This is a genomic window from Bradyrhizobium sp. IC4060 (assembly GCF_020193715.1).
Lineage (GTDB): Bacteria > Pseudomonadota > Alphaproteobacteria > Rhizobiales > Xanthobacteraceae > Bradyrhizobium > Bradyrhizobium yuanmingense.
In genome coordinates this window covers 166229-188918 of sequence record NZ_JADYVJ010000012.1, presented here as the reverse complement: position 1 = coordinate 188918, position 22690 = coordinate 166229, and the positions used below count along the sequence as shown (strand labels likewise).

Sequence of the window (22690 nt, the reverse complement as noted above, 5' to 3'; positions counted from 1 at the left end):
CTGCTTCTCGTTATTTGCGGACCTTGAGGGCGAACAGACCCTGCGGCCGCAGCATCAGGATGCCGACGACGGCGAGCAGTGTGAGCACCTTGGCCATCGAGCCCGACATGAAGAACTCGAGCGTCGATTGCGTCTGCGAGATCGAGAAGGCCGAGGCGATGGTGCCGAGCAGGCTGGCGGCGCCGCCGAACACGACGACGAGGAAAGTGTCGACGATGTAGAGCTGGCCCGACGTCGGCCCGGTCGAGCCGATCATGGTGAAGGCGCTGCCGGCGACACCGGCGATGCCGCAGCCGAGGCCGAAGGTGTAGCGGTCGACCTTCTCGGTGTTGATGCCAACCGCGCCGGCCATGATGCGGTTCTGCATGACCGCGCGGACCTGACGGCCCCAGCGCGACATGTAGAGAACGTAGGCGACCGCAATGGTGATCAGCACGGTGAGGCACATCACGAAGACCCCGTTGATCGGCACCTCGATGCTGTCGGTGACGCGGAGCGAGCCCAGCATCCATTGCGGCAGCTCGACTCCGACCTCGCGCGCGCCGAACACCGAGCGATAGGCCTGCTGCAGCATCAGGCTGAGGCCCCAGGTGGCGAGCAGCGTATCGAGCGGGCGCTTGTAGAGGTGCCGTATCAACACCCACTCCACCAACATCCCCAAGGCGCCGGAGGCGAAGAAGGCCAGGATCATCGCGAGGAAGAAGTAGCCGCTGAACAGGCTCGGCAAATAGGCCTGGAAGAGATTGGAGGTCATCCAGGTGACGTAGGCCCCGAGGATCATGAACTCGCCATGGGCCATGTTGATGACGCCCATCTGGCCGAAGATGATCGCAAGGCCGAGCGCCATCAGGACATAGACGGAGAACAGGATCAGTCCGGCAAACCCCTGCATGACGAAGATCGAGCCGAGGTCGCCAATCGAATAGTCGCCGAACATCCATGTCCTCCGTCGGGAAAGGGTCCCGCGTCGCGAGCAGGTTCGCGACGCGGGGGCTTGAGGCATGGACTTGCGATCCACGCCAGGGAGCGGTTTTGCGTTGAGGAGAAAGTGCGGCGGACGCCGCGTCTTAACGGTAACGCTTCTTACTGGTAACCCTTCGGGAACGGATCCGGCTCGACGAGATCGGCGGTCTCGTAGATCAGCTCGAACTGGCCATCGAGCTTGGCGCGCCCCACCCGGGTCTTCGACCAGAGGTGATGGTTCTCGTGGATGCGCACATAGCCCTCCGGCGCGCCCTTGAACTCGACGCCGGTCGAAGCCGTGGCGATCTTGTCGACGTCGAAAGAGCCGGCCTTTTCGACCGTCAGCTTCCACAGCCACGGGCCGAGATAGGCAGCCTGGGTGACGTCTCCGATCACGGTCTTCTCGCCCCACATCTTCTTGAACGCCGAGACGAAAGCCTTGTTGTTCGCATTGTCGAGCGACTGGAAGTACTTCATGCAGGCATAGGCGCCCGCGATGTTCTCGCCGCCGATACCGTCGATCTCGTCCTCGGTCACCGAGATCGTCAGCAGTGCCTGCTTGGAGAGATCGATGCCGGCCGCCTTGAGCTGCTTGTAGAAGGCGACGTTGGAGCCGCCGACGACGTCGGTGAAGATCACGTCCGGCTTGGTCAGCTTGATCTTGTTGATGACAGAGTTGAACTGCGTCGAGCCGAGCGCATAATATTCCTCGCCGACGACCTTGCCCTTGAGCACGTTTTCGACGTGCTTGCGCGCGATCTTGTTGGAAGTGCGCGGCCAGATGTAATCCGAACCGATGAAGAAGAAGGACTTGGCGCCCTTCTCCTTGGCGATCCAGTTCAGGCCGGCGAGAATCTGCTGGGTCGCTTCCTGGCCGGTATAGATGACGTTCTTGGACTGCTCGAGGCCTTCGTAGAAGGTCGGGTAGTAGAGCATGCCGTTATATTGCTCGACGACCGGCAGCACCGCCTTGCGCGAGGCCGAGGTCCAGCAGCCCATGATCGCCGCGACCTTGTCGTTGACGAGGAGCTTCTTCGCCTTCTCGGCGAAGGTCGGCCAGTCCGATGCGCCGTCCTCCTGGATGAACTTGATCTTGCGGCCGAGCACGCCGCCGGCCGCGTTGATCTGCTCGATCGCAAGCTTTTCGGCCTGGATCGAGCCGGTCTCGGAGATCGCCATGGTGCCGGTCGCCGAATGCAGGATGCCGACCGTGACCTCGGTGTCGGTGACGGCCAGACCCGTGGTGTTGACCGCCGAGGTCGCCGGCGCCTGCGCAAATGACCCGCGCGGCAGCATGGTGATGGCCGGGACCGCGGCCATTCCCATCAATAATTTGCGCCGCAGCGGCGACAACAGGCCCTTGTTTGCTTCGTCTGACATGAGCACCCCACTTTTGTTCGAGAACACGCGATTGGTGCCCGTGAGGATGGCTCGAATTTATGCAGCCCACGCATACGCAAGATCGCGTATACTGCACCGCAAAATGCCGACGTAGGCTTCTGGTACGGAATTTGCGAGGGGTCCGGGTCCGTATCGGGAGTGGGGTTAAGTGGCAGGGCGGCAGCGAATAGACCGCGTCAGGCGCCAGTACAATCAATGGGTCGCCAACCAGACGCTGGAAGATTACGCCCTGCGCTTCACCGCCAAGAGCGCGCGGCGCTGGTCCGCCGCCCGCGTCGCCAACACGGCACTGGGCGCGATCTCGTTCCTGGCGATGGAGGCGATCGGCGGGACCATCACGCTGAACTATGGCGTCACCAACGCGACTGCCGCCATCGTCGTGGTTTCCATCATCATCTTCGGCTGCGGGGTGCCTATTGCGTATTATGCCGCCAAATGCGGCATCGACATCGACCTGCTGACGCGGGGGGCCGGCTTCGGTTACATCGGCTCGACCGTCACCTCGCTGATCTACGCCTCCTTCACCTTCATCTTCTTCGCGATCGAGGCCGTGATCCTGGCGTCGGCACTCGAGATGTGCTTCGGGATTCCGCGCCCGGTGGGCTATCTCATCAGCGCCGTCGTCATCATCCCGCTGGTGGCCTACGGCATCACGCTGATCAGCCGCTTCCAATTGTGGACGCAGCCGCTGTGGGTGATCCTTCACATCATTCCGTTTGCCGCGATCGCCTGGCACAACCCGCGCTCCTTTGCGGAGTGGCACAAGTTCTCCGGCGAGCACGGCGACCTCAACGGGCATTTCGATCTCCTGCTGTTCGGCGTTGCGGCATCGGTCGTGTTCTCGCTGGTGGCGCAGATCGGCGAGCAGGTCGACTTCCTGCGGTTCCTGCCGCGCGACCGCCGCGCCTCCAGGGCCTCCTGGTGGATGGCGCTGATGAGCGCGGGGCCGGGCTGGATCGTGCTGGGCGCGCTGAAGCTGCTGGCGGGCTCGTTCCTCGCCTTCTTCGCACTCAGCCACGGCGTGCCGCCCGAAGAAGCCGCCGAGCCGGCGCACATGTATCTCGAAGCATTCCGCTATGTGCTGTCGCAGCCCGACCTCGCTTTGGCCTTGACCGGCACCTTCGTGATCCTGTCGCAGGTCAAGATCAACGTTACCAACGCCTATGCCGGCTCGATCGCTTGGTCGAACTTCTTCTCGCGCTTGACCCACAGCCATCCCGGGCGCGTGGTCTGGCTGGTCTTCAACGTCATCGTGGCCCTGCTGCTGATGGAGATCGGCGTCTACAAGGCCCTGGAGCAGACGCTGGCGCTCTATTCCAACGTCGCGATCGCCTGGGTCGGCGCGCTGGTCGCCGACCTCGTCATCAACAAGCCGCTGGGATTGCGGCCGCAGCAGATCGAGTTCAAGCGCGCGCATCTCTACGACGTCAATCCGGTCGGCGTGGGAGCGATGACGATCGCGACCATCGTCTCGATCAGCGCCTTCTACGGCCTGTTCGGGCCGACCGCGAAGGCGCTGTCGGCCTTCATCGCGCTCGCGGCGGCCTTCCTCACGGCGCCATTGATCGCCTGGGCCACGGGCGGCAAGTACTACATCGCACGCAAGCCGAAGCGAAGCTGGCAGAACATCGAGGCGATCCAGTGCTGCATCTGTGAGCACTCGTTCGAGCCGGAGGACATGGCCTCCTGTCCCGCTTACGCGGGCCCGATCTGTTCGCTGTGCTGTTCGCTGGACGCCCGCTGCCACGATCTGTGCAAGCCGCACGCGCGGATCCAGGCGCAGGTGTCGGAGACGCTGGGCAAGCTGATGCCGCAGCCGATCTATGCCCGGATCAACTCGCAGCTCGGCCACTATATCGGCGTGTTCGTGGTCTCCGCGGGTCTCGTCGCGCTGGTGCTCGGGCTGATCTATCTACAGACGTCGGCGAACGCGCATGGCGACAACGAGTTCGTGTCCGACGTGCTGTGGAGAGTGTTCTTCTCCCTCAGCATCATCATCGGCGTGGTGGCGTGGCTGTTCGTGCTGGCGCAGCAGAGCCGCCGCGCCGCCGAGGCCGAGACGCGGCGACAGACCGCGCTGCTGATCCAGGAGATCGACGCGCACAAGCGCACCGACGCCCAGCTCCAGCGTGCCAAGGAGGTCGCCGAATCCGCCAACCTCGCCAAGAGCCGCTATGTGGTCGGGCTGAGCCACGAGCTGCGCTCGCCGCTCAATGCGATCAGCGGCTATGCGCAACTGCTCGAGCAGGATACGAGCCTTGGTGCCAAGCCGCGCGACCAAGTCCGCGTCGTCCGCCGCAGCGCCGACCATCTCTCCGGCCTGATCGACGGCATCCTGGACATCTCCAAGATCGAGGCGGGGCGGCTGTATCTGTCGCGCGACGAGGTGCGCTTGAGCGAATTCCTCGACCAGCTCGTCGGCATGTTCCGCCTCCAGGCCGCCGCCAAGGGCATCGACTTCGTGTTCAGGCGGCCGCCGACGCTGCCGCGCGTGGTCTATGCCGACGAGAAGCGGCTGCGCCAGGTGCTGATCAACCTGCTCTCGAACGCCATCAAGTTCACCCAGTCCGGCAGCGTGCAGTTCGTGGTGCACTACCGCAGCCCGGTCGCCGAGTTCGAGGTGATCGACACCGGCCCGGGCATCCAGGGCGGCGACCTCGAACGTATCTTCGCACCATTCGAGCGGGGTGCGCTCGGCGCGTCGCAGCCGCAGACCGGCACCGGCCTCGGGCTCACCATCAGCCGCCTGCTCGCCGGCGTGATGGGCGGGGACATCAAGGTCACGAGCACGGTCGGCACCGGCTCGACCTTCAGGGTCAAGATCCTGCTCTCGGAGGTCGCCAATCCCCAGCGGATCGCGCCGGTGGAGGCGCCGGTCTCAGGGTATCACGGCCCGCGCAAGACCATCCTCGTCACCGACGACGATCCCGTGCATCGCGACCTCCTGCGCGAGGTACTGACGCCGCTCGGCTTCATCCTGCTCAGCGCACCCGACGGCGCCGGCTGCCTCGCATTGGCGCAGCATTGCCGGCCCGATCTGTTCCTGCTCGACATCTCGATGCCTGCCATGGACGGCTGGGCGGTCGCCGAGGCCTTGCGCGCCAGCGGCCATCATCAGGCCCGCATCCTGATGGTGTCGGCAAGCGCGCTCGAGGCTCATGGCACGCCGCTGGCGCAGCCCTTCCACGACGGCTACCTGATGAAGCCGATCGACATCCCGCGGCTGCTGGCGACGATTCGCCAGCTTCTCAAGATCGAATGGCAATACGGCTCGCATGAGGTCGCGGTGCCGTTCTGGCATCCGGAGACCGGATCGAAGCCGCCGCTGCGGCACATCGAGGCGCTGATCGGGCTCGGCCAGATCGGCTACGTCAAGGGCATCCAGCTGAAACTGGACGAGATCGGCAGCGAGCATCCCGAGCATGCCGACTTCGTCGCGCAGATGCGGTCGCTGGTCGATCGCTTCGATCTCGACCAGTACATGGACACATTGAAGACGTTGCATGCTTATGAGCATTGAATCGAAGAAGCGCGACGTCGCGCTCGTCGTCGACGATTCCCCGGAGACGCTCCGGCTGCTCACCGACGCGCTCGACGGCGCCGGCATGACGGTGATGGTGGCGCTCGACGGCGCCGCGGCGATGCGCATCATCGACCAGATCACGCCCGACATCATCCTGCTCGATGCCGTGATGCCCGGCATCGACGGCTTCGAGACCTGCCGCCGGCTCAAGCGCGATGCGGGTCTCGCCAATGTCCCGGTCATCTTCATGACGGGTCTGGCCGAAACCGAGCACATCGTGCGTGGATTGGAAGCCGGCGGCGTCGACTACGTGGCCAAGCCGATCGTGATCGAGGAGATGCTGGCGCGCATCCGGGTCCATCTCGGCAATGCCCGGCTGACCCAGAGCGCGCGCGCCGCGCTCGACGTCTCCGGCCGTTTCCTGTTCGCGGTCAATCGCCAGGGCAGCGTGCTGTGGGCGACGCCGCAGGCGCAGAAGCTGCTATCCGATCATCACGGCGCGCAGGCCGACGACTTCGTGCTGCCGCCGACGCTGCTGCAATGGCTCGAGCAGGCGAAGGCCAAGAGCGGCTCGAAATCCCAGGCAGCGTCGCTGCCCGACAATCCGCAGCTCCGCTTCTATTACATGGGCGAGACCGCGCCGAACGAATTCCTGCTGCGGCTGTCCAAGGAAGCCGGCACCGCGCTGCCGCCCGAATTCACCAGCGAGCTCGGCCTCACCACGCGCGAAGGCGAGGTGCTGGCCTGGCTCAGCAAGGGCAAGACCAATCGCGACATCGCGCAAATTCTGGGCCTCAGCCCGCGCACCGTCGACAAGCACCTAGAGCAGATCTACGCCAAGCTCGGCGTCGAGAACCGGACCGCCGCGGCCGCGATCGCCGCGAATGCGACGCGGCGGAATTCTTGAGCGTGGTGTAGATGAGTTGAGGCGCTGCCAACCGAGCAAATGGTGTCGTCCCGGACAAGCGCAGCGAAGCGGAGCGCCGATCCGGGACCCATAACCCCAGGGAGTAGTTTGGCGAAGGCTCGGAGTGACCAGCTCGCTCTATAACCACCGCCTGGGAGTATGGGTCCCGGGCTCGCTTCGCGCCCCGGGACGACAGTGGCGATCGCTAACCTCGCCTTACATCGGCATCGTCAACTGTAGACGAAAGCCTTGTCGTCCAGGTCCGTCTTCGGGATCTCGTCCTTCTCGGTCCAGTAATCCTGGCTGTGCTGCCATTCCGGCTTGTCGCCGCGCTTGGGCAGCAGGTTCATGTTGCGCATCATGTAGCCGGGGTTGAAGTTTTCCGGATCGATCCAGGGCAGGATCGGCATGTTGTGGTCTTCAGGTCGCAGCTTGACCTCGACCTTCTTTGCACCCTTCGCCTTCATGTGCCCGAGCAGCCGGCAAACGAAATCGGCGACGAGATCGACGCGCAGCGTCCAGCTGGCGCGGAAATAGCCGAACACCCAGACCATGTTCGGCACGCCCGTGAACATCATGCCGCGATAGGTAACGGTGTCGCCGAAGGCCAGCGGCTTGCTATCGATCTCGAAGGCGATATCGCCGAGCGCGGCAAGATTGAAGCCGGTCGCTGTGACGACGACATCGGCCTCAAGCAGCTTGCCGGACTTGAGCTGGATGCCATTCTCGACGAAGCATTCGATCTCGTCGGTGACGACGGAGGCCTTGCCGCTGGCGATGCCCTTGAACAAATCGGCATCCGGCACGAAGGCGATGCGCTGCCGCCACGGCCGGTATTTTGGCGTGAAATGGGTCTCGACGTCGTAGTCGGGACCGAGCACGGCGCTGATCTGGCCGATCAGCTCCTTCTTCACCTGCTCGGGCTTGGACACGCAGAGCTTGGTGAACGCATCCTGCTCGAACAGGATCTTGCGCCGCACGATCTCGTGGATCCAGGCTTCATCGACCTGCAACCGGCGCAGCTCTTCCGCGATCTCGATGGCGTTGCGGCCGAGGCGGAAATAGGTCGGCGAGCGCTGCAGCATGGTGACATGGGCGCACTTGTCGGTGATATTCGGCACCAGTGTTGCCGCGGTCGCGCCCGAGCCGATCACGACGACCTTCTTGTTCGTGAGGTCGATATCGTCGGGCCAGGTCTGGGGATGGACGATGCGGCCCTTGAAACGGTCCATGCCCTTCCATTCCGGCGTGTAGCCTTCGGAATGGCGATAATAGCCCTGGCACATCCAGAGGAAGTTCGCCGTGAAGGTCCTGGGCTCGCCGGTGTCGGTCGTCACGGCGTCGATGGTCCAGAGATTCTGCTCGCTCGACCAGCTCGCGGAATTGATCTTGTGCTTGTAGCGAATGTGCCGCGCGATATCGTTGTCGTCGATCACCTCCTTCATATAGGAGAGGATCTCTTCGGCGGTCGCAATCGGCGGGCCGACCCAAGGCTTGAAGCTGTAGCCGAAAGTGTGGAGATCGCTGTCGGAGCGAATACCGGGATAGCGATGTGTGCTCCAGGTGCCGCCGAATGTTTCCTGCGTCTCCAGGATGACGTAGCTCGTGCCCGGCAGCTGCTTCTGGATGTGATAGGCGCTACCGATGCCGGATATGCCGGCGCCGACGATCAGCACGTCGAAATGTTCAGAAGCCTGTTTGGCCGTGGCGTGACTGCGAATAGCGACATTCATTGTTGCTTCTATGCCTTGCTTGTCTTTGTGGCCGTCCTTGATTGGACGGCGCGTTTCCTCCGCGACGGGCATGATCACCCGCCGCGCCTCCGCTTCAAAATGACATAGATCAAGTCGCGGTCAAATCACAGTGCCGCACCCCAGCTCCGCGCGGTCTGCACGATCCAGTCGCGATAGAGCGTCAGCGGCGTCACGCCGGTCAAGCCGCCGCAACCGGCGGCGCCGTTCGGTCCTGTCGACCAGCTGATGAGGCCGACGAGCACGGGACCGTTCGACCTGTCCTCGAACACGGGGCCGCCGGAATCGCCGGTGCAGGCGCCAATTCCGCCGCGAACACCGTTGGTTACGGGATCGACCAGACGAATCTGCAGCGTGCCGGGCTGCCCGGTTGCAACGAGGCCGGCCACGCGCGTGGTGCCGCCGCTCTTGCCATCACCGAGAACCGTGACGCCGATGCCGGCGACGACGAAGCGACTGCCGACCTGAATTGGAATCGTGGGCATGCCGACCGTCACCGTGGATTTTCCCTTCAGTGGAATTTCCAACTGCAGCAGCGCCACGTCGGCGGTGGCGCGATGCGCCTGCATCGCCTGCATGTTGAAGTTCGGATGGATCGCGACGGTGCGCACGTTCAGCAATTGCGGCTGGCCGTCGCCGCCGCGATCGACCACCTTGTAATCCGCGCCCGGCTGCACGCAATGGGCGACCGTCAACACCAGCCTCGGGGCGATCAGGCTGCCGGTGCAGAAATTGCCGCGCGAGCCGACGATGGTGACGACGGCGCGGGCGACGCCATCTGCCTGCGGCGTGCCGCCGCCGACGATGGCGTGAGCGGGCGCAGCGAGCAGCAGCGTAGCTGCGATGAGGGTGGCGAGCTTCTTCATGGGAACACGCATCGGCATCGATGAAGGCGGGCGATTGCTTCGGACTGGCTCTTGCCGATAGCGCATGCTAGCCCTCTTGGAAAGCAATTGACGAGGGCAGGACATTGGCGATCGAGGCGGTGATCTTTGATTTCGGCGGCGTGCTGACGAGCTCGCCCTTCGAGGCGTTCACGCGGTTCGAGACCGAGCGCGGCCTGCCCGCCGATATCATCCGGCGCACCAACGCCGCCAATCATCTGGAAAACGCCTGGGCCAAATTCGAGCGGGCCGAGGTCGACATCGAGACGTTCGACGCATTGTTCGCCGCCGAATCGCTCGCGCTCGGTGCGGAGGTGCGCGGCCGAGACGTGCTGCCGCTGCTGCAGGGCGATCTGCGCCCGGAGATGGTCGAGGCCCTGAAGCGCATCAAGGCGCAATTCAAGACCGGCTGCATCACCAACAATCTGCCGGCCAACGCGATCGGCAGCATGACGGGACGTTCTCTCTACATCGCCGAAGTCATGGTGCTGTTCGATCACGTCATCGAATCCGCCAAGATCGGTCTGCGCAAACCCGATCCACGCATCTACCAGATGATGGTCGAGACGCTGAAGGTCGATCCGAACAATTGCGTCTATCTCGACGATCTCGGCGTCAACCTGAAGCCGGCGCGTCAGATGGGCATGACCACGATCAAGGTGACGAGCGGGGCGCAGGCGATCGCGGAGCTGGAGACGGCGACGGGGCTGAAGCTGGGGTAGTTCGACATACGCCGTCATTGCGAGCGCAGCGAAGCAATCCAGAGTCTTTCCGCGGAGGGAGTCTGGATTGCTTCGCTGCGCTCGCAATGACGGTTGTGGCGAGATATCGCCCAACCAAATCTACTTCGCCGCCGTAGAGATCCGCTCCGGAAATGCCGACGCCAGCGCGGCGCGATCCGGCTTCAGCACGCCGCGCTCGGTGATGAGACCGGTGACGAGCCGCGCCGGCGTCACGTCGAAGGCGTAATTCGCGACCGGCGAGTTTTCGGGCACGATGCGTACCGTCTCCAGCCGGCCGTCCGCGGTGCGGCCGGTCATGTCGGTGACCTCCACGCCGCTGCGCTGTTCGATCGGGATGTCGCGGATGCCGTCATGGACGGCGAAATCGATCGTCGGCGACGGCAGCGCGACGTAGAACGGCACGCCATTGTCATGCGCCGCAAGCGCCTTCAGGTAAGTGCCGATCTTGTTGCAGACGTCGCCATTGGCGGCGACGCGGTCGGTGCCGACGATGGCGAGATCGACCATGCCGTGCTGCATCAGATGTCCGCCGGTATTGTCCGGGATCACCGTGTGCGGCACGCCGTGATGGCCGAGCTCCCAGGCCGTGAGCGAGGCGCCCTGGTTGCGCGGACGGGTCTCGTCGACCCAGACATGGATCTTGATGCCGCGCTCATGCGCAAGATAGATCGGCGCCGTCGCCGTGCCCCAATCGACGGTGGCGAGCCAGCCGGCGTTGCAATGGGTCAGCACGTTGACCACCTCGCCCGGCTTCTTCGCCGCGGTGGCCTCGATCAGCTTCAGGCCGTTGTCGGCAATGCCGCGGTTGATCTCGACGTCCTGCTCTGCGATCTCGTCGGCGCGCCCATAGGCCGCTTCCGCCCGTTCCACCGGATCGATCGGCGCGAGCGCCGCGCGCATCTCGTCCAGCGCCCACTTCAGGTTGATCGCGGTCGGCCGCGCCACGACCAGCGTGTCATAAGCGCGTTGCAGCCCGGCGTCGGAAGCGTCCTCGCGCATCGCGAGCGCCATGCCGTAGGCGGCGGTGGCGCCGATCAGCGGCGCGCCGCGCACAAGCATGTCGCGTATAGCAACGGCCGCATCTTCACACGAAGTCAGCCGCGCAATGACGAATTCATGCGGCAGCCGGCGCTGATCGATCGCGCCGACCGACCAGCCGTCGCGCTCGCGCCAGATGCTGCGGAAATGCTTGCCGTCGACCTTCATGGCATTCTGCCTTTTCGTTTGTCTTGCGTCTCACGCTCGCAGGATGCGCCCGGCCACCGCATCGAGCTTCTTCAGGAGCTCGGGATCGCGCGCCTCGGGCGCCGTGATCAGCGCGGTGTCGAGCGCACGGTCCGAACCGATCGGGCACGGCTCGTGCTCACGCGGAAAATCCTTGGCCAACCGCGCCACCAGCGCCTTCGCCTTGTCGGCGTTCGAATTCAGCACGCGGATGATGTCCTGCACAGTGACCGCATCGTGGTCGGGATGCCAGCAGTCGAAATCCGTCACCATTGCGACGGTGGCGTAACAGATCTCCGCCTCACGGGCGAGCTTGGCTTCGGGCATATTGGTCATGCCGATCACCGAGTAGCCCAGCGTCTTGTAGGTCATGCTTTCGGCGTAAGTGGAGAATTGCGGCCCTTCCATGCAGACATAAGTGCCGCCGCGCGCGATCGCGATGCCTTCGGCTTCCGCGGCGGCCGCCAGATGGATGCGCAGCCGCGGCGAGACCGGGTGCGCCATCGACACATGCGCGACGCAGCCGCGGCCGAAGAACGAACTCTCGCGCTTATGGGTGCGGTCGACGAACTGGTCGACGAGAACGAAGGTGCCCGGCGGCAGTTCCTCCCTGAAGGAACCGCAGGCCGAGAGCGAGATCAAATCGGTGACGCCGACGCGCTTCAGCACGTCGATGTTGGCGCGATAATTGATGTCGGAGGGGGACAGCCGGTGCCCCTTGTCATGCCGGGGCAGGAACACGATCGGCAGGCCGGCGATGGAGCCACGCCTTAAAGGAGCCGACGGCTCGCCCCAGGGGCTCTCGATCACCTCTTCGCGCGCACCCTCTAAGCCGGGCAGGTCATATATGCCCGAGCCGCCGATGATGCCCAATACCGCCTGCGTCATGCCTGCTCCACCCTGTCCGCCAAATGTGACATGGTTAAGCTATGCCAGTTTTGCGGCGGATTTGGAACGGGGGGAGATGCGCCCCTATTAAGCCGCGGTCGCCGGCTGGAGCTGCATCGCGACCATCCGCTCCAGCGTCTCGACGGACTGGAAATTCTCCGGCGTGATCTCGGACTGCGGAATGGTGAAGTCGAATTCGGCCTCGACGCCGAGCATGAGATTGACCATGTCCATCGAGGTCAGGCCGATATCGACGAGCTTGGCCGAAGGTGTGACCTCTGCGGCGAGCGAATTCTGTTCGAGGATGCCCTTCACCAGCTTGGTGATGCGGTTGCGCAAAACGGTATCGAAGGCCTGCATCGGCAAATTTCCATTTGTCTATCGGGGTCGGACCGGACTGCCGGCTACGATGGGTGCGGGCTGCCGGTCCTGCAATGGGCCACACCAATACTTCGCGTTTCTTAGTAAACGATGACTCAGATTGTCGGAAATCCAACCTTCTTCCAGAGTCCTAACGCGATGCCAGAAAATCCGGCGATGCGAACAACCGGACCTTAACTGTTCGTTCGGAATTGGGTTTTGTTTACCCTCTATTTCATCGACGAATTTGAATTAAATCCGTAGCCTCGTCTCACAAGCAAAGATGGCTGGAGGATCGCCTCAAGCGGCATCGCGAATGATGCCGGCGATCTCGAACGGCAAACCGGAGGCGGACGAGCATGAACGTGCGTGAAGCAGTCCTCACTGTCGACGAAATGCAGACGAGCTTTCTCGAGCAGGGTCCCTCCCTGATCGAGCGCGCCGCCCGGACCGCCGCAGCGGCCGCGGCCGACGCCGACGAGGTCGATCGCGACGCCCGCTTCCCGCACCGGGCTTTCGACGTGGCACGCGAGCAGAAGCTGCTCGGCGTGATTATTCCGGTCGAGTTCGGCGGCTTCGGCGCCTCGATCCATGACGTCACCGACATCTGCTACACGCTCGGACGCGCCTGCGCGTCCACGGCGATGATCTACGCGATGCACCAGACCAAGGTCGCCTGCGTCATCAGGCACGGCCATGGCATCCCCTGGATGGAGACCATGATGCGCCGGGTCGCCCGCGACCAGTGGCTGCTCGCCTCCTCCACCACCGAAGGCCAGAACGGCGGCAACATCCGCGCCAGCGCGGCTGCGGTCGACCATGCCGGCGATACCGTCTCGCTGGTGCGCGACGCCACCGTGATCTCCTACGGCGCCGAAGCCGATGGCCTCGTCACCATCGCCCGCCGCGCCACCGAAGCCGCCGCCTCCGACCAGGTGCTGCTGGCGCTCGCCAAGGACGATTATTCGCTGAAGCGGACGCTGGGCTGGGAAACGCTCGGCATGCGCGGCACCTGCTCGACCGGGTTCGAGCTGAAGGTCGACTGCCCCGCCGACCGCATCTTCCCGGAATCCTATGACAAGATCCACGCCCAGACCATGACGCCGTTCGCGCATCTGTGCTGGTCGTCGGCCTGGGCCGGCATCGCCGCTGCGGCGGTGACGCGCGCGCAGGCCTTCATCCGCAAGGCGGCCCGCTCGTCCGGCGGACAGATGCCCCCGGCCGCGGCGCACTTCACCGCCGCCAAGATGTCGCTGGCCAAGCTGCGCGCTCTGATATCAGCCAATATCGACGCTTTCGCCCGCGTCGAGCATGACGAGCGTGCTCTGAGCTCGCTCGACTTCCAGTCCTCGATCACGCTTCTGAAGGTGCAGGCCTCCGAGCTCGCAGTCGAGACCGTGATGCATGCGATGCGCACCGCGGGACTTGCCGGCTATCGCAACGACGGCGAGTTCACGATGGGCCGCCACCTCCGCGACGTGCTGTCGTCGCCGATCATGATCAACAACGACCGGATCCTGGCCAATGCCGCGACGTCGACATTGATGAGCGGGGTGCCGGCGAGCCTTCGCGACTGACGTACCTCCGCGACCGATTCAACAAGAACGATTTTGAGATAGCAGGACATCGAACCATGAATATTGCCGTCCTCCCCGACTCGCCCACCACCGCGCCGCAAATGATCGATCCGCTCGATCATCTCGCCGACCAGCTGTTCCACCGCATGGGCGCCGATGGCGTCTATGCCCGCACCGCCCTCTATGAGGGCATCGTCGAGAAGCTCGCCGCGCTGATCACCGTTCATCGCGAGGCCGGCACCGAGGTAATGCGCTTCCCGCCGGTGATGAGCCGCTCCCAGCTGGAGAAGTCCGGCTATCTCAAGAGCTTTCCCAACCTGCTCGGCTGCGTCTGCGGCCTGCACGGCACCGAACGCGAGATCAACGCCGCAGTGAGCCGCTTCGATGCCGGCGGCGACTGGACGACTTCGCTGTCGCCGGCTGATCTCGTGCTGTCGCCGGCCGCCTGCTATCCGGTCTATCCGATCGCGGCGAGCCGCGGCCAATTGCCGAAGGGTGGCCTGCGCTTCGACGTTGCCGCGGATTGCTTCCGCCGCGAGCCGTCGAAGCATCTCGACCGGCTGCAATCGTTCCGCATGCGCGAATATGTCTGCATCGGCAGCCCCGACGATGTCGCCGATTTCCGCGAGCGCTGGATGGTGCGCGCGCAGAAGATCGCGACCGACCTCGGCCTCAGCTTCCGCGTCGACTATGCCAGCGATCCGTTCTTCGGCCGGGTCGGCCAGATGAAGGCGGTGAGCCAGAAGCAGCAGCAGCTCAAGTTCGAGCTGCTCATCCCGCTGCGCTCGGAAGAGCAGCCGACGGCGTGCATGAGCTTCAACTATCACCGCGAGCATTTCGGCACGACCTGGGGAATCCAGGACGCCGATGGCGAGCCGGCGCACACCGGCTGCGTGGCCTTCGGCATGGACCGCCTGGCCGTCGCCATGTTCCACACCCACGGCACCGATCTTTCCGCCTGGCCCGCCAAGGTGCGGGACATCCTGGCCCTGCAGCCGCCTGTCGCGGCCGAGGCCCATGGCGAAGGCTGGCGCTAGAGCATGATCCGGAAAAGTGCGGAGCGGTTTTCCGAGAAGATCATGCTGAAACGATAGACCTCACGAGGCCGACCATTTCCACGGGCAAGACGAGCGTGATCCATACCAAGGTCCGATGCCGCGAGATCACCGAGTCCGACGTCGATAAGATCGCGGACTTGCTGACGCGCGGCTTCGTCGGCCGTTCACGCGACTACTGGATCCAGGGTCTGCGCCGGCAGGCCTTCCGGGCCGCGCCGGAGGGCTATCCGCGCTTCGGCTACATGCTCGACGACGACGGCACGCCCGTCGGCGTGCTGCTCTTGATCTACAGCGAACGCAAGGAGGGCGACGAGACCGCCATCCGGTGCAATTTGTCGAGCTGGTATGTCGACCCGGCCTACCGCAACTACGCGCCGCTGCTGACCAAGATCGCCCAGCGGCACAAGCACGTCACTTATTTCAACATCAGCCCGGCGCAGTGGACCTGGCCAATCATCGAGACGCAGGGCTTTCGCGCCTATTGCCGCGGCATATTCTTCTCGGTCCCTGCGCTAGCGCGCGTCCCGCGCTGGAACGAGATCGAGGTCATTCCGCCGCACGCCAAGGAGATCAAGGGGCTTTCCGAGGCGGAGACCGAGCTTTTGACGCGACATGCGCGTTACAATTGCCTCAGTCTGGTGTGCCGCACGCCGAAGGGAACCTTCCCCTTCATCCTGCAACCGGTGCGCATCCGCCGCGGTTTCATCGCACCGCCCGCCATGAAGCTGATCTATTGCCGGAGCACCGCAGAATTTGCCGAATGCGCCGGCCGCATCGGACGGCTGCTGCTGCGGCTCGGCAAGATCGCGGTGGCCGTCGATGCCAACGGTCCGGTTCCCGGTCTCGTCGGCATTTACACCGAGCGGCGCGGCCGGAAATACTTCAGGGGCCCGCACCAGCCACAGCTCGGCGACCTCACCGACACGGAGCTCGTGCTGTACGGGCCGTAGAGCAACGCCCGGCTCTGTAAATCTGTACGAGCGGAGCGGGAATATCGCCGCGCTCGTCCGGAGCTACGGCCTATCGCCTTGGCAGCGGGCCGTTTACGCGTGCGCTCACCATCGCCGGTCATCCTCCGTAAACTACAGCGCTTAAGGGAATTTTCCGGCCTGTTCGCTAGCCTCGGCGGCTGAATTAGGTTGCATTAAGTCTATTGCCTGCCGGGGCCCCGCCGACCCATGACGTCGATCCGCGACAGCGAGCTTGGTACAGGCCGCGAGCAGGGCCCAGGCGCCCTCGTCGCGCTGAGCCAGCTTGCGCTCGACCACATGGAACAGGGCGTCTGCGTCTACGATGCCGACAACCGGATCGTGCTGACGAACCAGCGCTATCTCAGACTGTTCGACATGTCGGCCGAAATCGTGCGGGTCGGCACCAGCTATCGCCAGGTGCTCGCGCACAGCGCAAGCCGCGGCAACTTTCCGCAAGACCAGCTCGACGCGTTGTATTCGAGGCGGATGGCGCAGATCGCCGCGGGCAAGCCGTTCCGCACCGAGCAAATGCTGGCGAGCGGCCTCGTCATGTCGCTCGAGCTGAAGCCGCTCCCCGGCGGCGGCTGGATGACGATCTGCGATGACGTCACCCGCCTCGCCCGGCTCGAAGCGGAACTGCGCGTGCAGACCGAGCGCAGCCAGCACGCGCTCGCCAACATGTCGCACGGACTGATCATGTACGACGTCGACAGCCGTGTCGTCGTCTGCAACGAACGGTTCCTGAAGCTCTACAACCTCGACCCCGAGATCGTGAAGCCGGGCGTCGCGCATTCCACGGTGATCGAGCACTGGATGTCGCGCGGCAACCTGCCGGGCATGTCGGGCGACGAATTCTACCAGAACCGGCTGGAGGACGTGCGCACTAGGAAGCCGAAGACGCTGCTGGTGATGCGCTACGACGGACGGATGGTGCAGGCGGTCTCCCGCTTCCTGCCCGACGGCGGCTGGGTGACGGTGCACGAGGACGTCACGGAGCGGCTGCAATACGAGGAAACGCTGCGGCAGCAGAATTTCATCCTCGATGCGGCGCTGGAGAACATGGCCCACGGGCTCGCCTTCTTCGACAGCGACATGCGGCTTCGGGTCTGCAACTCCACCTACCTCAAGATCTACCTGTTGTCGCCGGAGGAGACCCGCCCCGGCACACACCTCGCCGAGCTGATCGAGCGATCCATGGCGAACGGCGCGTTCTCCCCGGAATACAGCCCGCAGCAGATCCTCAAAGCCGCCCGCGCGCGGATCGCAAGCCGTGATTCCTCGCCGATGCGCCGGCGCATGTCGAACGACACGGTGATCTCGGTGCGCTATTGCGCGCTGGCCGAAGGCGGCTTCGTCGCCACCTATGAGGACATTACCGAGCGCGAGCGTGCGATCGAGGAGCTGAGCGAGCAGTACCGCCGGTTCGACGCTGCCCTGAACAACATGAGCCAGGGCCTGTGCATGCTCGACGCCAGCCTGCGCGTGATCGTCTGCAACCGCCGCTACATCGAGATGTATGGATTGTCGCCGGAGACCGTGAAGCCAGGCGTCTCGATGCGCGACATCATGGAGCACGCCTGCGAGCTCGGCATCCATCCGAACATGACCGGCGCCAAGCTCTATGCCGACTACGTCGAGAGGCTGCGCGAGGGCGAGCACACGCTGCACCGCCATTTGAACGACGGCCGCATCATCAAGCTCAACCACAAGCGGATGGAGCATGGTGGCTGGGTCGTGACCTATGAGGACGTCACCGAGCGCCACAAGGCCCAGGCCCGGGTGGCGCACATGGCGCGGCACGATTCGCTCACCGACCTGCCCAACCGCACGCTGTTCCGCGAGAAGATGGGCGAGGGGCTGAACCAGGTCGCGATCGCCGGCGGCGCCATGGCCGTGCTGTGCTTCGACCTCGACAATTTCAAGACCGTCAACGACCGCCTCGGCCACGCCGCCGGCGACCGCCTGCTGCGCTGGGTCGCGGCGCGCCTCAAGGAGAATGTCGGCGAGCACGACACCGTCGCGCGGCTTGGCGGCGACGAGTTCGCCGTGCTCCAGCGCGGGCCGCAGCCGCAATCGGCCGAGGCGCTCGCCCGCCGCCTGGTCGAGATCATCGGTCATCCGCCGCCGCTGGAAAGCCAGTCGATCCATGTCGGCGTCTCCGTCGGCATCGCGATCGCGCCCGACCACGGACTCGATGCCGATGAGCTGATGAAATGCGCCGACCTCGCGCTCTACCAGGCCAAGGCCAAGGGGCGCGGAGCCTATCAGTTGTTCGAGCCCGAGATGGAGGAACAGGCGCGCAGCCGGCACGCGCTGGAGCAGGACCTGGTCGGCGCGCTGGAAGGGCGTGAATTTCACCTGGTGTTTCAACCGCAGATGCGGCTCGATTCCTCCGAGCTCACCGGCTTCGAGGCATTGCTGCGCTGGAAGCATCCCTCGCGCGGCTTCGTCTCTCCGGCCGAGTTCATCCCGATTGCGGAGGAGAACGGGCTGATCGTTCCGATCGGCGAATGGGTGCTGCGCACGGCCTGCGCCACCGCCGCGTCCTGGCCCGGCGTCACCGTCGCGGTGAACCTGTCTCCGGTGCAATTCCGCTCCCGCGGCCTGGTGGCGATGGTCACGAGCGCGCTTGCGGAAGCCGGCCTGCCGCCGCAGCGGCTCGAGCTCGAGGTCACCGAGACGGCGCTGCTCGACGACAGCAAGGCGACCATCGACATCCTGCACCAGCTCCGCGCGCTCGGGGTGCGCGTCAGCCTCGACGATTTCGGGGTCGGCTATTCCTCCCTGAGCTATCTGCGCAAGTTTCCATTCGACCGCATCAAGATCGACCGCTCCTTCGTCGGCACGCTCGGCGAAAGCCCGGAGAGCGTTGCCATCGTCAGAACGATCGCGAGCCTCGGCTCCGTGCTCGGCGTCGAGACCACGGCGGAGGGCGTGGAAACCGAGGAACAGCTCGACTTCGTCCGCGAATGCGGCTGCACCGCGGTCCAAGGCTATTATTTCGGCAAGCCGTGTCTCGCCTCGGAAGTCGGCCGCACCATCGAGACGCTGAACACGGTCCGGCGGGTGGCCTGACCGCTTCGGCCGCTCAAATTCCGCCTCTCGGCACGCGGCCAAACGACGAATTGTCGCAGAGGTCGGCTCTGTCGGCGTTAGCTGACCGACGGCCGCACATCGATGCGCGCAACACGCTTTTCTTCTCCGTCAAATTCAGGAACAATCGCCTCGCAACGAGAGACGGCGCCCCCAGAGAGGCCGCCGCGAGGGAGGCTTTCGATGTCGCGATACGGGCTGAAGACGATTGCATTTGCCGCGGTGCACGCCGTCATGGGCTTATTGCTCTCCACGGCGGTCAATGCGCAGGACTATCCAACGAAGCCGATCACGTTGATCGTGCCTTGGCCGGCCGGCGGATCGACTGATCTCTCGATGCGCGCGATCGCCGACAGCGCCTCGAAGGTGCTGGGCCAGCCGATCGTGATCGACAACAAGGCCGGCGGCAGCGGCACGGTCGGGCCGGCGACGATGGCGGCGGCGGCGAAGCCGGACGGCTATACCATCTCGCAGATCCCGATCACCGTGTTTCGCCTGCCCTTGATGCAGGAGGTGTCGTGGGATCCGGCAAAGGATTTCACCTATATCGTCCATCTCACCGGCTACACCTTCGGCGTGACCACGAGCGCGGAATCGCAGTTCAAGAGCTGGAAGGACGTGGTGGAGTTCGCAAAGGCGAATCCGGGCAAGGTGACCTATGCCACGCCCGGCGCCGGCACCTCGCTGCATATCGGCATGGAGCAGATCGCCGCGATGTCCGGCATCAAGCTGACCCAGGTCCCTTTCAAGGGCGGCGCGGAGACCAACGCCGCCGTGCTGGGGCAGCACACCATGCTGCAGGCGGATTCCACGGGATGGCGGCCGCTGGTCGACGCCGGCAAGCTGCGGCTCCTGATGGTGTGGACCGGCGCACGCTCGCCGAACTATCCCGACGTGCCGACGCTGAAGGAGCTCGGCTATCCCATGGTCTATGATTCCCCGTTCGGCATTGCAGGACCGAAAGGGATGGATCCCAAGATCGTGGCCAAGCTGCACGACGCCTTCAAGAAGGCGGTCGAAGACCCCGCGGTGGTGGCGACGCTCGCCAAATACGACATGGTGCCGAACTACAAGAACACCGAGGATTACAAGAAATTCATCGTCGAGGTCACGGAATCCGAGCGCAAAGTGATCGAAACGCTCGGGCTCGCGAAGAAGTAAGACCGCGCTGCTTGTGTCCCGAACGCGCTGCAGCGTGCAACGCTGCTGCGCAGTGCCGGGACCCATCTTCTTCGCCCACACGCATGGGCCCCGGCTTTGCAGCGCACCTGCCATAGCACGTCGAAGACGTGCGTGAACGCAACTTGCGGTGCTGCGCTGCGTCCGGGGCACGAGAGAGAATCGATGAACGATCCAACCAACGTCAAGCTCCGCCTCAGCAACTCCGAACTCTGGGGCGGGCTGATCGGGCTCGCACTCGGCGGCTTCGTGATCTGGTCGGGCTTGAAGCTCAGGCTCGGCACCATCAACGATCCCGGCTCCGGCTATGTGCTGTTCTACACGGGCATCCTGATGTGCGTGTTCGCGAGCGCGATCATCGTCTCGGCGATCACCGAGGGCGGGCCGACGCTGGCCTCGCGCTGGGAGAACGTGCGCTGGAGCAAGCCGCTTGTCCTCATCGCCTGCCTCACTGCATTCGCGTTCGCGCTGGAGCCGCTGGGATTTCTGCTGTCATCGATCCCGCTGATGCTGCTGCTGTTGCGGCTGATCGATCCGGTGCGCTGGACGCTGGCGATTCCGATCGCGGTGCTGGTGCCCTCGGGCATGTGGTGGGTGCTCAAGCGGCTGCTGTTGATCCAGTTGCCGTCAGGCCTGTTCGGGATCGGCTGACGCCATGGATACGCTTGTCAACGTGGCACATGGATTCGGCGTCGCGCTGCTGCCGGTCAACCTGCTCTATTGCTTCATCGGCGTCTTCATCGGCACGCTGGTCGGCGTGCTGCCCGGCATCGGCCCGATCTCGGCGATGTCGCTGCTGCTACCGGTGACACTGTCGGGAACGCCGGAATCCGGCATCATCATGATGGCCGGCATCTATTACGGCTCGATGTATGGCGGCTCGACCACCTCGATCCTGGTCAACATCCCCGGCGAGGCGGCCTCCGTCGTCACCTGCATCGACGGCCACCAGATGGCGAAGCAGGGCCGCGCGGGCCCCGCGCTCGGCATCGCCGCGTTCGGCTCCTTCGCTGCCGGCACCTTTGCGCTGGTCGCCTTGATGTTGGTGGCGCCGAAGCTCGCCAGTCTCGCCATTGCTTTCGGCCCGGCCGAGTATTTCAGCCTGATGGTGCTCGGCCTCGTCGTGCTCACCTTCCTCACCCAGGGATCGATGCCGAAGGCATTGCTGATGGCGTGCATCGGTGTCGTGCTCGGGCTGATCGGGCTCGACAGCATCACCGCGCAGCCGCGACTGACCTTCGGCCGCATGGAGCTGATCGACGGCATCGGCCTCGTGCCCGTGGTGATGGGCCTGTTCGGCGTCGCCGAGGTGCTGCTCAACACCGAGCAGGCGATCAAGCGCGACGTCATCAACACCAGGATCACCCATCTCCTGCCGAGCAAGGAGGACTGGAAGGCGAGCGCCGGTCCGGTCGGCCGCGGCACCATCCTCGGCTTTTTCCTCGGCATCCTGCCGGGCGGCGGCGCCGTGGTCTCGTCATTCGCGTCCTACGCGCTGGAGAAGCGGCTGTCGAAGACCCCTGAAAGGTTCGGCCACGGCGCGATCGAGGGCGTCGCCGGCCCGGAATCGGCGAACAACGCCGCAGCCGGCGGCGCCTTCATTCCGCTGATGACGCTCGGCATCCCCCCGAACGTGGTGATGGCGCTACTGCTCGGGGCCTTCGTCATTCACGGCCTGCAGCCGGGCCCGCTGATGATCACGCAGAACCCCGGACTGTTCTGGGGCATCGTCGCCAGCATGTATATCGGCAACGTCATGCTGCTGATCCTGAACCTGCCGATGATCGGCATGTGGGTGCAGCTGCTCAAGCTGCCCTACAACATCCTGTTCCCCCTGATCATCCTGTTCACGATCCTCGGCGTCTACTGCTCGAGCAACAACGTGTTCGACGTCTATGTGATGATCGCGTTCGGGATCATCGGCTATTTCATGCGCAAGCTCGGCTACGAGCCGGCGCCACTGGTGCTGGCCTTCGTGCTGGGTCCGATGATGGAGAACAATTTGCGCAAGTCGCTGATCCTGTCGCAGGGCGATCTCTGGACCTTCGTGCAGCGGCCGATCTCGGCAGTGTGTCTTGTGTTTGCCCTGGTGCTGCTGATCGCGCCGCTGCTGCCGTCGCTGCGCAAGAAGCGCGAGCTGGTGGCGCTGGACGAGGGGGCGTGAGAAG

General features: G+C 64.4%; 17 protein-coding genes. 10 read left to right on the top strand and 7 right to left on the bottom strand.

Annotated features, from left to right (window positions below; genetic code table 11):
* Nucleotides 1-10: 10 nt before the first annotated feature.
* Complete coding sequence (urtB, locus tag I6F16_RS30455) at nucleotides 11-937, bottom strand: urea ABC transporter permease subunit UrtB (protein ID WP_225113326.1); 927 nt, start codon at nucleotides 935-937, stop codon at nucleotides 11-13.
* Between the two features lie 146 nt (nucleotides 938-1083).
* On the bottom strand, nucleotides 1084-2343 hold the full coding sequence (urtA, locus tag I6F16_RS30450; RefSeq protein ID WP_036002134.1) for an urea ABC transporter substrate-binding protein: 1260 nt from the start codon (nucleotides 2341-2343) through the stop codon (nucleotides 1084-1086).
* A gap of 169 nt (nucleotides 2344-2512) precedes the next feature.
* Between urtA and I6F16_RS30445 the strand changes: the two genes are divergently transcribed.
* Together I6F16_RS30445 and I6F16_RS30440 are read left to right on the top strand one after the other, a co-directional pair.
* Nucleotides 2513-5884, top strand: coding sequence for an ATP-binding protein (locus I6F16_RS30445; RefSeq protein ID WP_225113325.1), 3372 nt, complete (start codon nucleotides 2513-2515; stop codon nucleotides 5882-5884).
* Nucleotides 5868-6794 carry a response regulator gene (locus I6F16_RS30440; RefSeq protein WP_225174251.1) on the top strand — a complete coding sequence of 309 codons (927 nt, stop codon included), beginning with the start codon at nucleotides 5868-5870 and terminating at the stop codon, nucleotides 6792-6794. The genes I6F16_RS30445 and I6F16_RS30440 overlap by 17 nt, the downstream gene beginning before the upstream one ends.
* 230 nt (nucleotides 6795-7024) lie before the next feature.
* On the opposite strand, the gene I6F16_RS30435 is transcribed toward I6F16_RS30440, so the two are convergent.
* Together I6F16_RS30435 and I6F16_RS30430 are read right to left on the bottom strand one after the other, a co-directional pair.
* Nucleotides 7025-8527: an NAD(P)/FAD-dependent oxidoreductase gene (locus tag I6F16_RS30435; RefSeq protein WP_225113323.1), complete on the bottom strand. Its 1503-nt coding sequence runs from the start codon at nucleotides 8525-8527 to the stop codon at nucleotides 7025-7027.
* Between the two features lie 125 nt (nucleotides 8528-8652).
* Complete coding sequence (locus tag I6F16_RS30430) at nucleotides 8653-9411, bottom strand: trypsin-like serine protease (protein ID WP_036002143.1); 759 nt, start codon at nucleotides 9409-9411, stop codon at nucleotides 8653-8655.
* A 104-nt stretch (nucleotides 9412-9515) separates the two neighbouring features.
* Here I6F16_RS30430 and I6F16_RS30425 point away from each other — a divergent pair, with 104 nt between their 5' ends.
* Nucleotides 9516-10151, top strand: coding sequence for an HAD-IA family hydrolase (locus tag I6F16_RS30425; protein ID WP_036002146.1), 636 nt, complete (start codon nucleotides 9516-9518; stop codon nucleotides 10149-10151).
* A gap of 120 nt (nucleotides 10152-10271) precedes the next feature.
* On the opposite strand, the gene mtnA is transcribed toward I6F16_RS30425, so the two are convergent.
* The 3 genes from mtnA to I6F16_RS30410 all read right to left on the bottom strand — a co-directional run bounded on the left by mtnA (nucleotide 10272) and on the right by I6F16_RS30410 (nucleotide 12644).
* On the bottom strand, nucleotides 10272-11378 hold the full coding sequence (gene mtnA, locus I6F16_RS30420) for an S-methyl-5-thioribose-1-phosphate isomerase (RefSeq protein ID WP_109142108.1): 1107 nt from the start codon (nucleotides 11376-11378) through the stop codon (nucleotides 10272-10274).
* Nucleotides 11379-11408: 30 nt separating this feature from the next.
* On the bottom strand, nucleotides 11409-12284 hold the full coding sequence (locus I6F16_RS30415; RefSeq protein WP_225113322.1) for an S-methyl-5'-thioadenosine phosphorylase: 876 nt from the start codon (nucleotides 12282-12284) through the stop codon (nucleotides 11409-11411).
* 87 nt (nucleotides 12285-12371) lie between these two features.
* Complete coding sequence (locus tag I6F16_RS30410; RefSeq protein ID WP_225113321.1) at nucleotides 12372-12644, bottom strand: phosphopantetheine-binding protein; 273 nt, start codon at nucleotides 12642-12644, stop codon at nucleotides 12372-12374.
* A 359-nt stretch (nucleotides 12645-13003) separates the two neighbouring features.
* Between I6F16_RS30410 and I6F16_RS30405 the strand changes: the two genes are divergently transcribed.
* The 7 genes from I6F16_RS30405 to I6F16_RS30375 all read left to right on the top strand — a co-directional run bounded on the left by I6F16_RS30405 (nucleotide 13004) and on the right by I6F16_RS30375 (nucleotide 22686).
* Nucleotides 13004-14221: an acyl-CoA dehydrogenase family protein gene (locus I6F16_RS30405; RefSeq protein ID WP_225113320.1), complete on the top strand. Its 1218-nt coding sequence runs from the start codon at nucleotides 13004-13006 to the stop codon at nucleotides 14219-14221.
* Nucleotides 14222-14277: 56 nt separating this feature from the next.
* Nucleotides 14278-15258, top strand: a complete 981-nt coding sequence (locus tag I6F16_RS30400) for an amino acid--[acyl-carrier-protein] ligase (protein ID WP_225113319.1) — start codon at nucleotides 14278-14280, stop codon at nucleotides 15256-15258.
* Nucleotides 15259-15353: 95 nt separating this feature from the next.
* Nucleotides 15354-16229 (top strand): acyl-CoA acyltransferase, encoded by an 876-nt coding sequence (locus I6F16_RS30395; protein WP_109142104.1) that lies wholly within the window; start codon nucleotides 15354-15356, stop codon nucleotides 16227-16229.
* Nucleotides 16230-16457: 228 nt separating this feature from the next.
* Nucleotides 16458-19325, top strand: a complete 2868-nt coding sequence (locus tag I6F16_RS30390) for a PAS-domain containing protein (protein WP_225174250.1) — start codon at nucleotides 16458-16460, stop codon at nucleotides 19323-19325.
* A gap of 201 nt (nucleotides 19326-19526) precedes the next feature.
* Nucleotides 19527-20504 (top strand): tripartite tricarboxylate transporter substrate binding protein, encoded by a 978-nt coding sequence (locus I6F16_RS30385; RefSeq protein WP_225174249.1) that lies wholly within the window; start codon nucleotides 19527-19529, stop codon nucleotides 20502-20504.
* 183 nt (nucleotides 20505-20687) lie between these two features.
* Complete coding sequence (locus tag I6F16_RS30380; protein ID WP_074447634.1) at nucleotides 20688-21173, top strand: tripartite tricarboxylate transporter TctB family protein; 486 nt, start codon at nucleotides 20688-20690, stop codon at nucleotides 21171-21173.
* A gap of 4 nt (nucleotides 21174-21177) precedes the next feature.
* Entirely contained in the window at nucleotides 21178-22686 is a 1509-nt protein-coding gene (locus I6F16_RS30375) for a tripartite tricarboxylate transporter permease (RefSeq protein ID WP_036002213.1), read from the top strand.
* Nucleotides 22687-22690: the final 4 nt, after the last annotated feature.

What these genes read in the sequence shown, in the direction of transcription:
- urtB (WP_225113326.1), bottom strand. Translation starts at nt 937, where the DNA reads ATGTTCGGCGACTATTCGATTGGCGACCTCGGCTCGATCTTCGTCATG.
- urtA (WP_036002134.1), bottom strand. Translation starts at nt 2,343, where the DNA reads ATGTCAGACGAAGCAAACAAGGGCCTGTTGTCGCCGCTGCGGCGCAAA.
- I6F16_RS30440 (WP_225174251.1), top strand. Translation starts at nt 5,868, where the DNA reads ATGCTTATGAGCATTGAATCGAAGAAGCGCGACGTCGCGCTCGTCGTC.
- I6F16_RS30435 (WP_225113323.1), bottom strand. Translation starts at nt 8,527, where the DNA reads ATGAATGTCGCTATTCGCAGTCACGCCACGGCCAAACAGGCTTCTGAA.
- I6F16_RS30430 (WP_036002143.1), bottom strand. Translation starts at nt 9,411, where the DNA reads ATGAAGAAGCTCGCCACCCTCATCGCAGCTACGCTGCTGCTCGCTGCG.
- mtnA (WP_109142108.1), bottom strand. Translation starts at nt 11,378, where the DNA reads ATGAAGGTCGACGGCAAGCATTTCCGCAGCATCTGGCGCGAGCGCGAC.
- I6F16_RS30415 (WP_225113322.1), bottom strand. Translation starts at nt 12,284, where the DNA reads ATGACGCAGGCGGTATTGGGCATCATCGGCGGCTCGGGCATATATGAC.
- I6F16_RS30410 (WP_225113321.1), bottom strand. Translation starts at nt 12,644, where the DNA reads ATGCAGGCCTTCGATACCGTTTTGCGCAACCGCATCACCAAGCTGGTG.
- I6F16_RS30405 (WP_225113320.1), top strand. Translation starts at nt 13,004, where the DNA reads ATGAACGTGCGTGAAGCAGTCCTCACTGTCGACGAAATGCAGACGAGC.
- I6F16_RS30400 (WP_225113319.1), top strand. Translation starts at nt 14,278, where the DNA reads ATGAATATTGCCGTCCTCCCCGACTCGCCCACCACCGCGCCGCAAATG.
- I6F16_RS30390 (WP_225174250.1), top strand. Translation starts at nt 16,458, where the DNA reads ATGACGTCGATCCGCGACAGCGAGCTTGGTACAGGCCGCGAGCAGGGC.
- I6F16_RS30385 (WP_225174249.1), top strand. Translation starts at nt 19,527, where the DNA reads ATGTCGCGATACGGGCTGAAGACGATTGCATTTGCCGCGGTGCACGCC.
- I6F16_RS30380 (WP_074447634.1), top strand. Translation starts at nt 20,688, where the DNA reads ATGAACGATCCAACCAACGTCAAGCTCCGCCTCAGCAACTCCGAACTC.
- I6F16_RS30375 (WP_036002213.1), top strand. Translation starts at nt 21,178, where the DNA reads ATGGATACGCTTGTCAACGTGGCACATGGATTCGGCGTCGCGCTGCTG.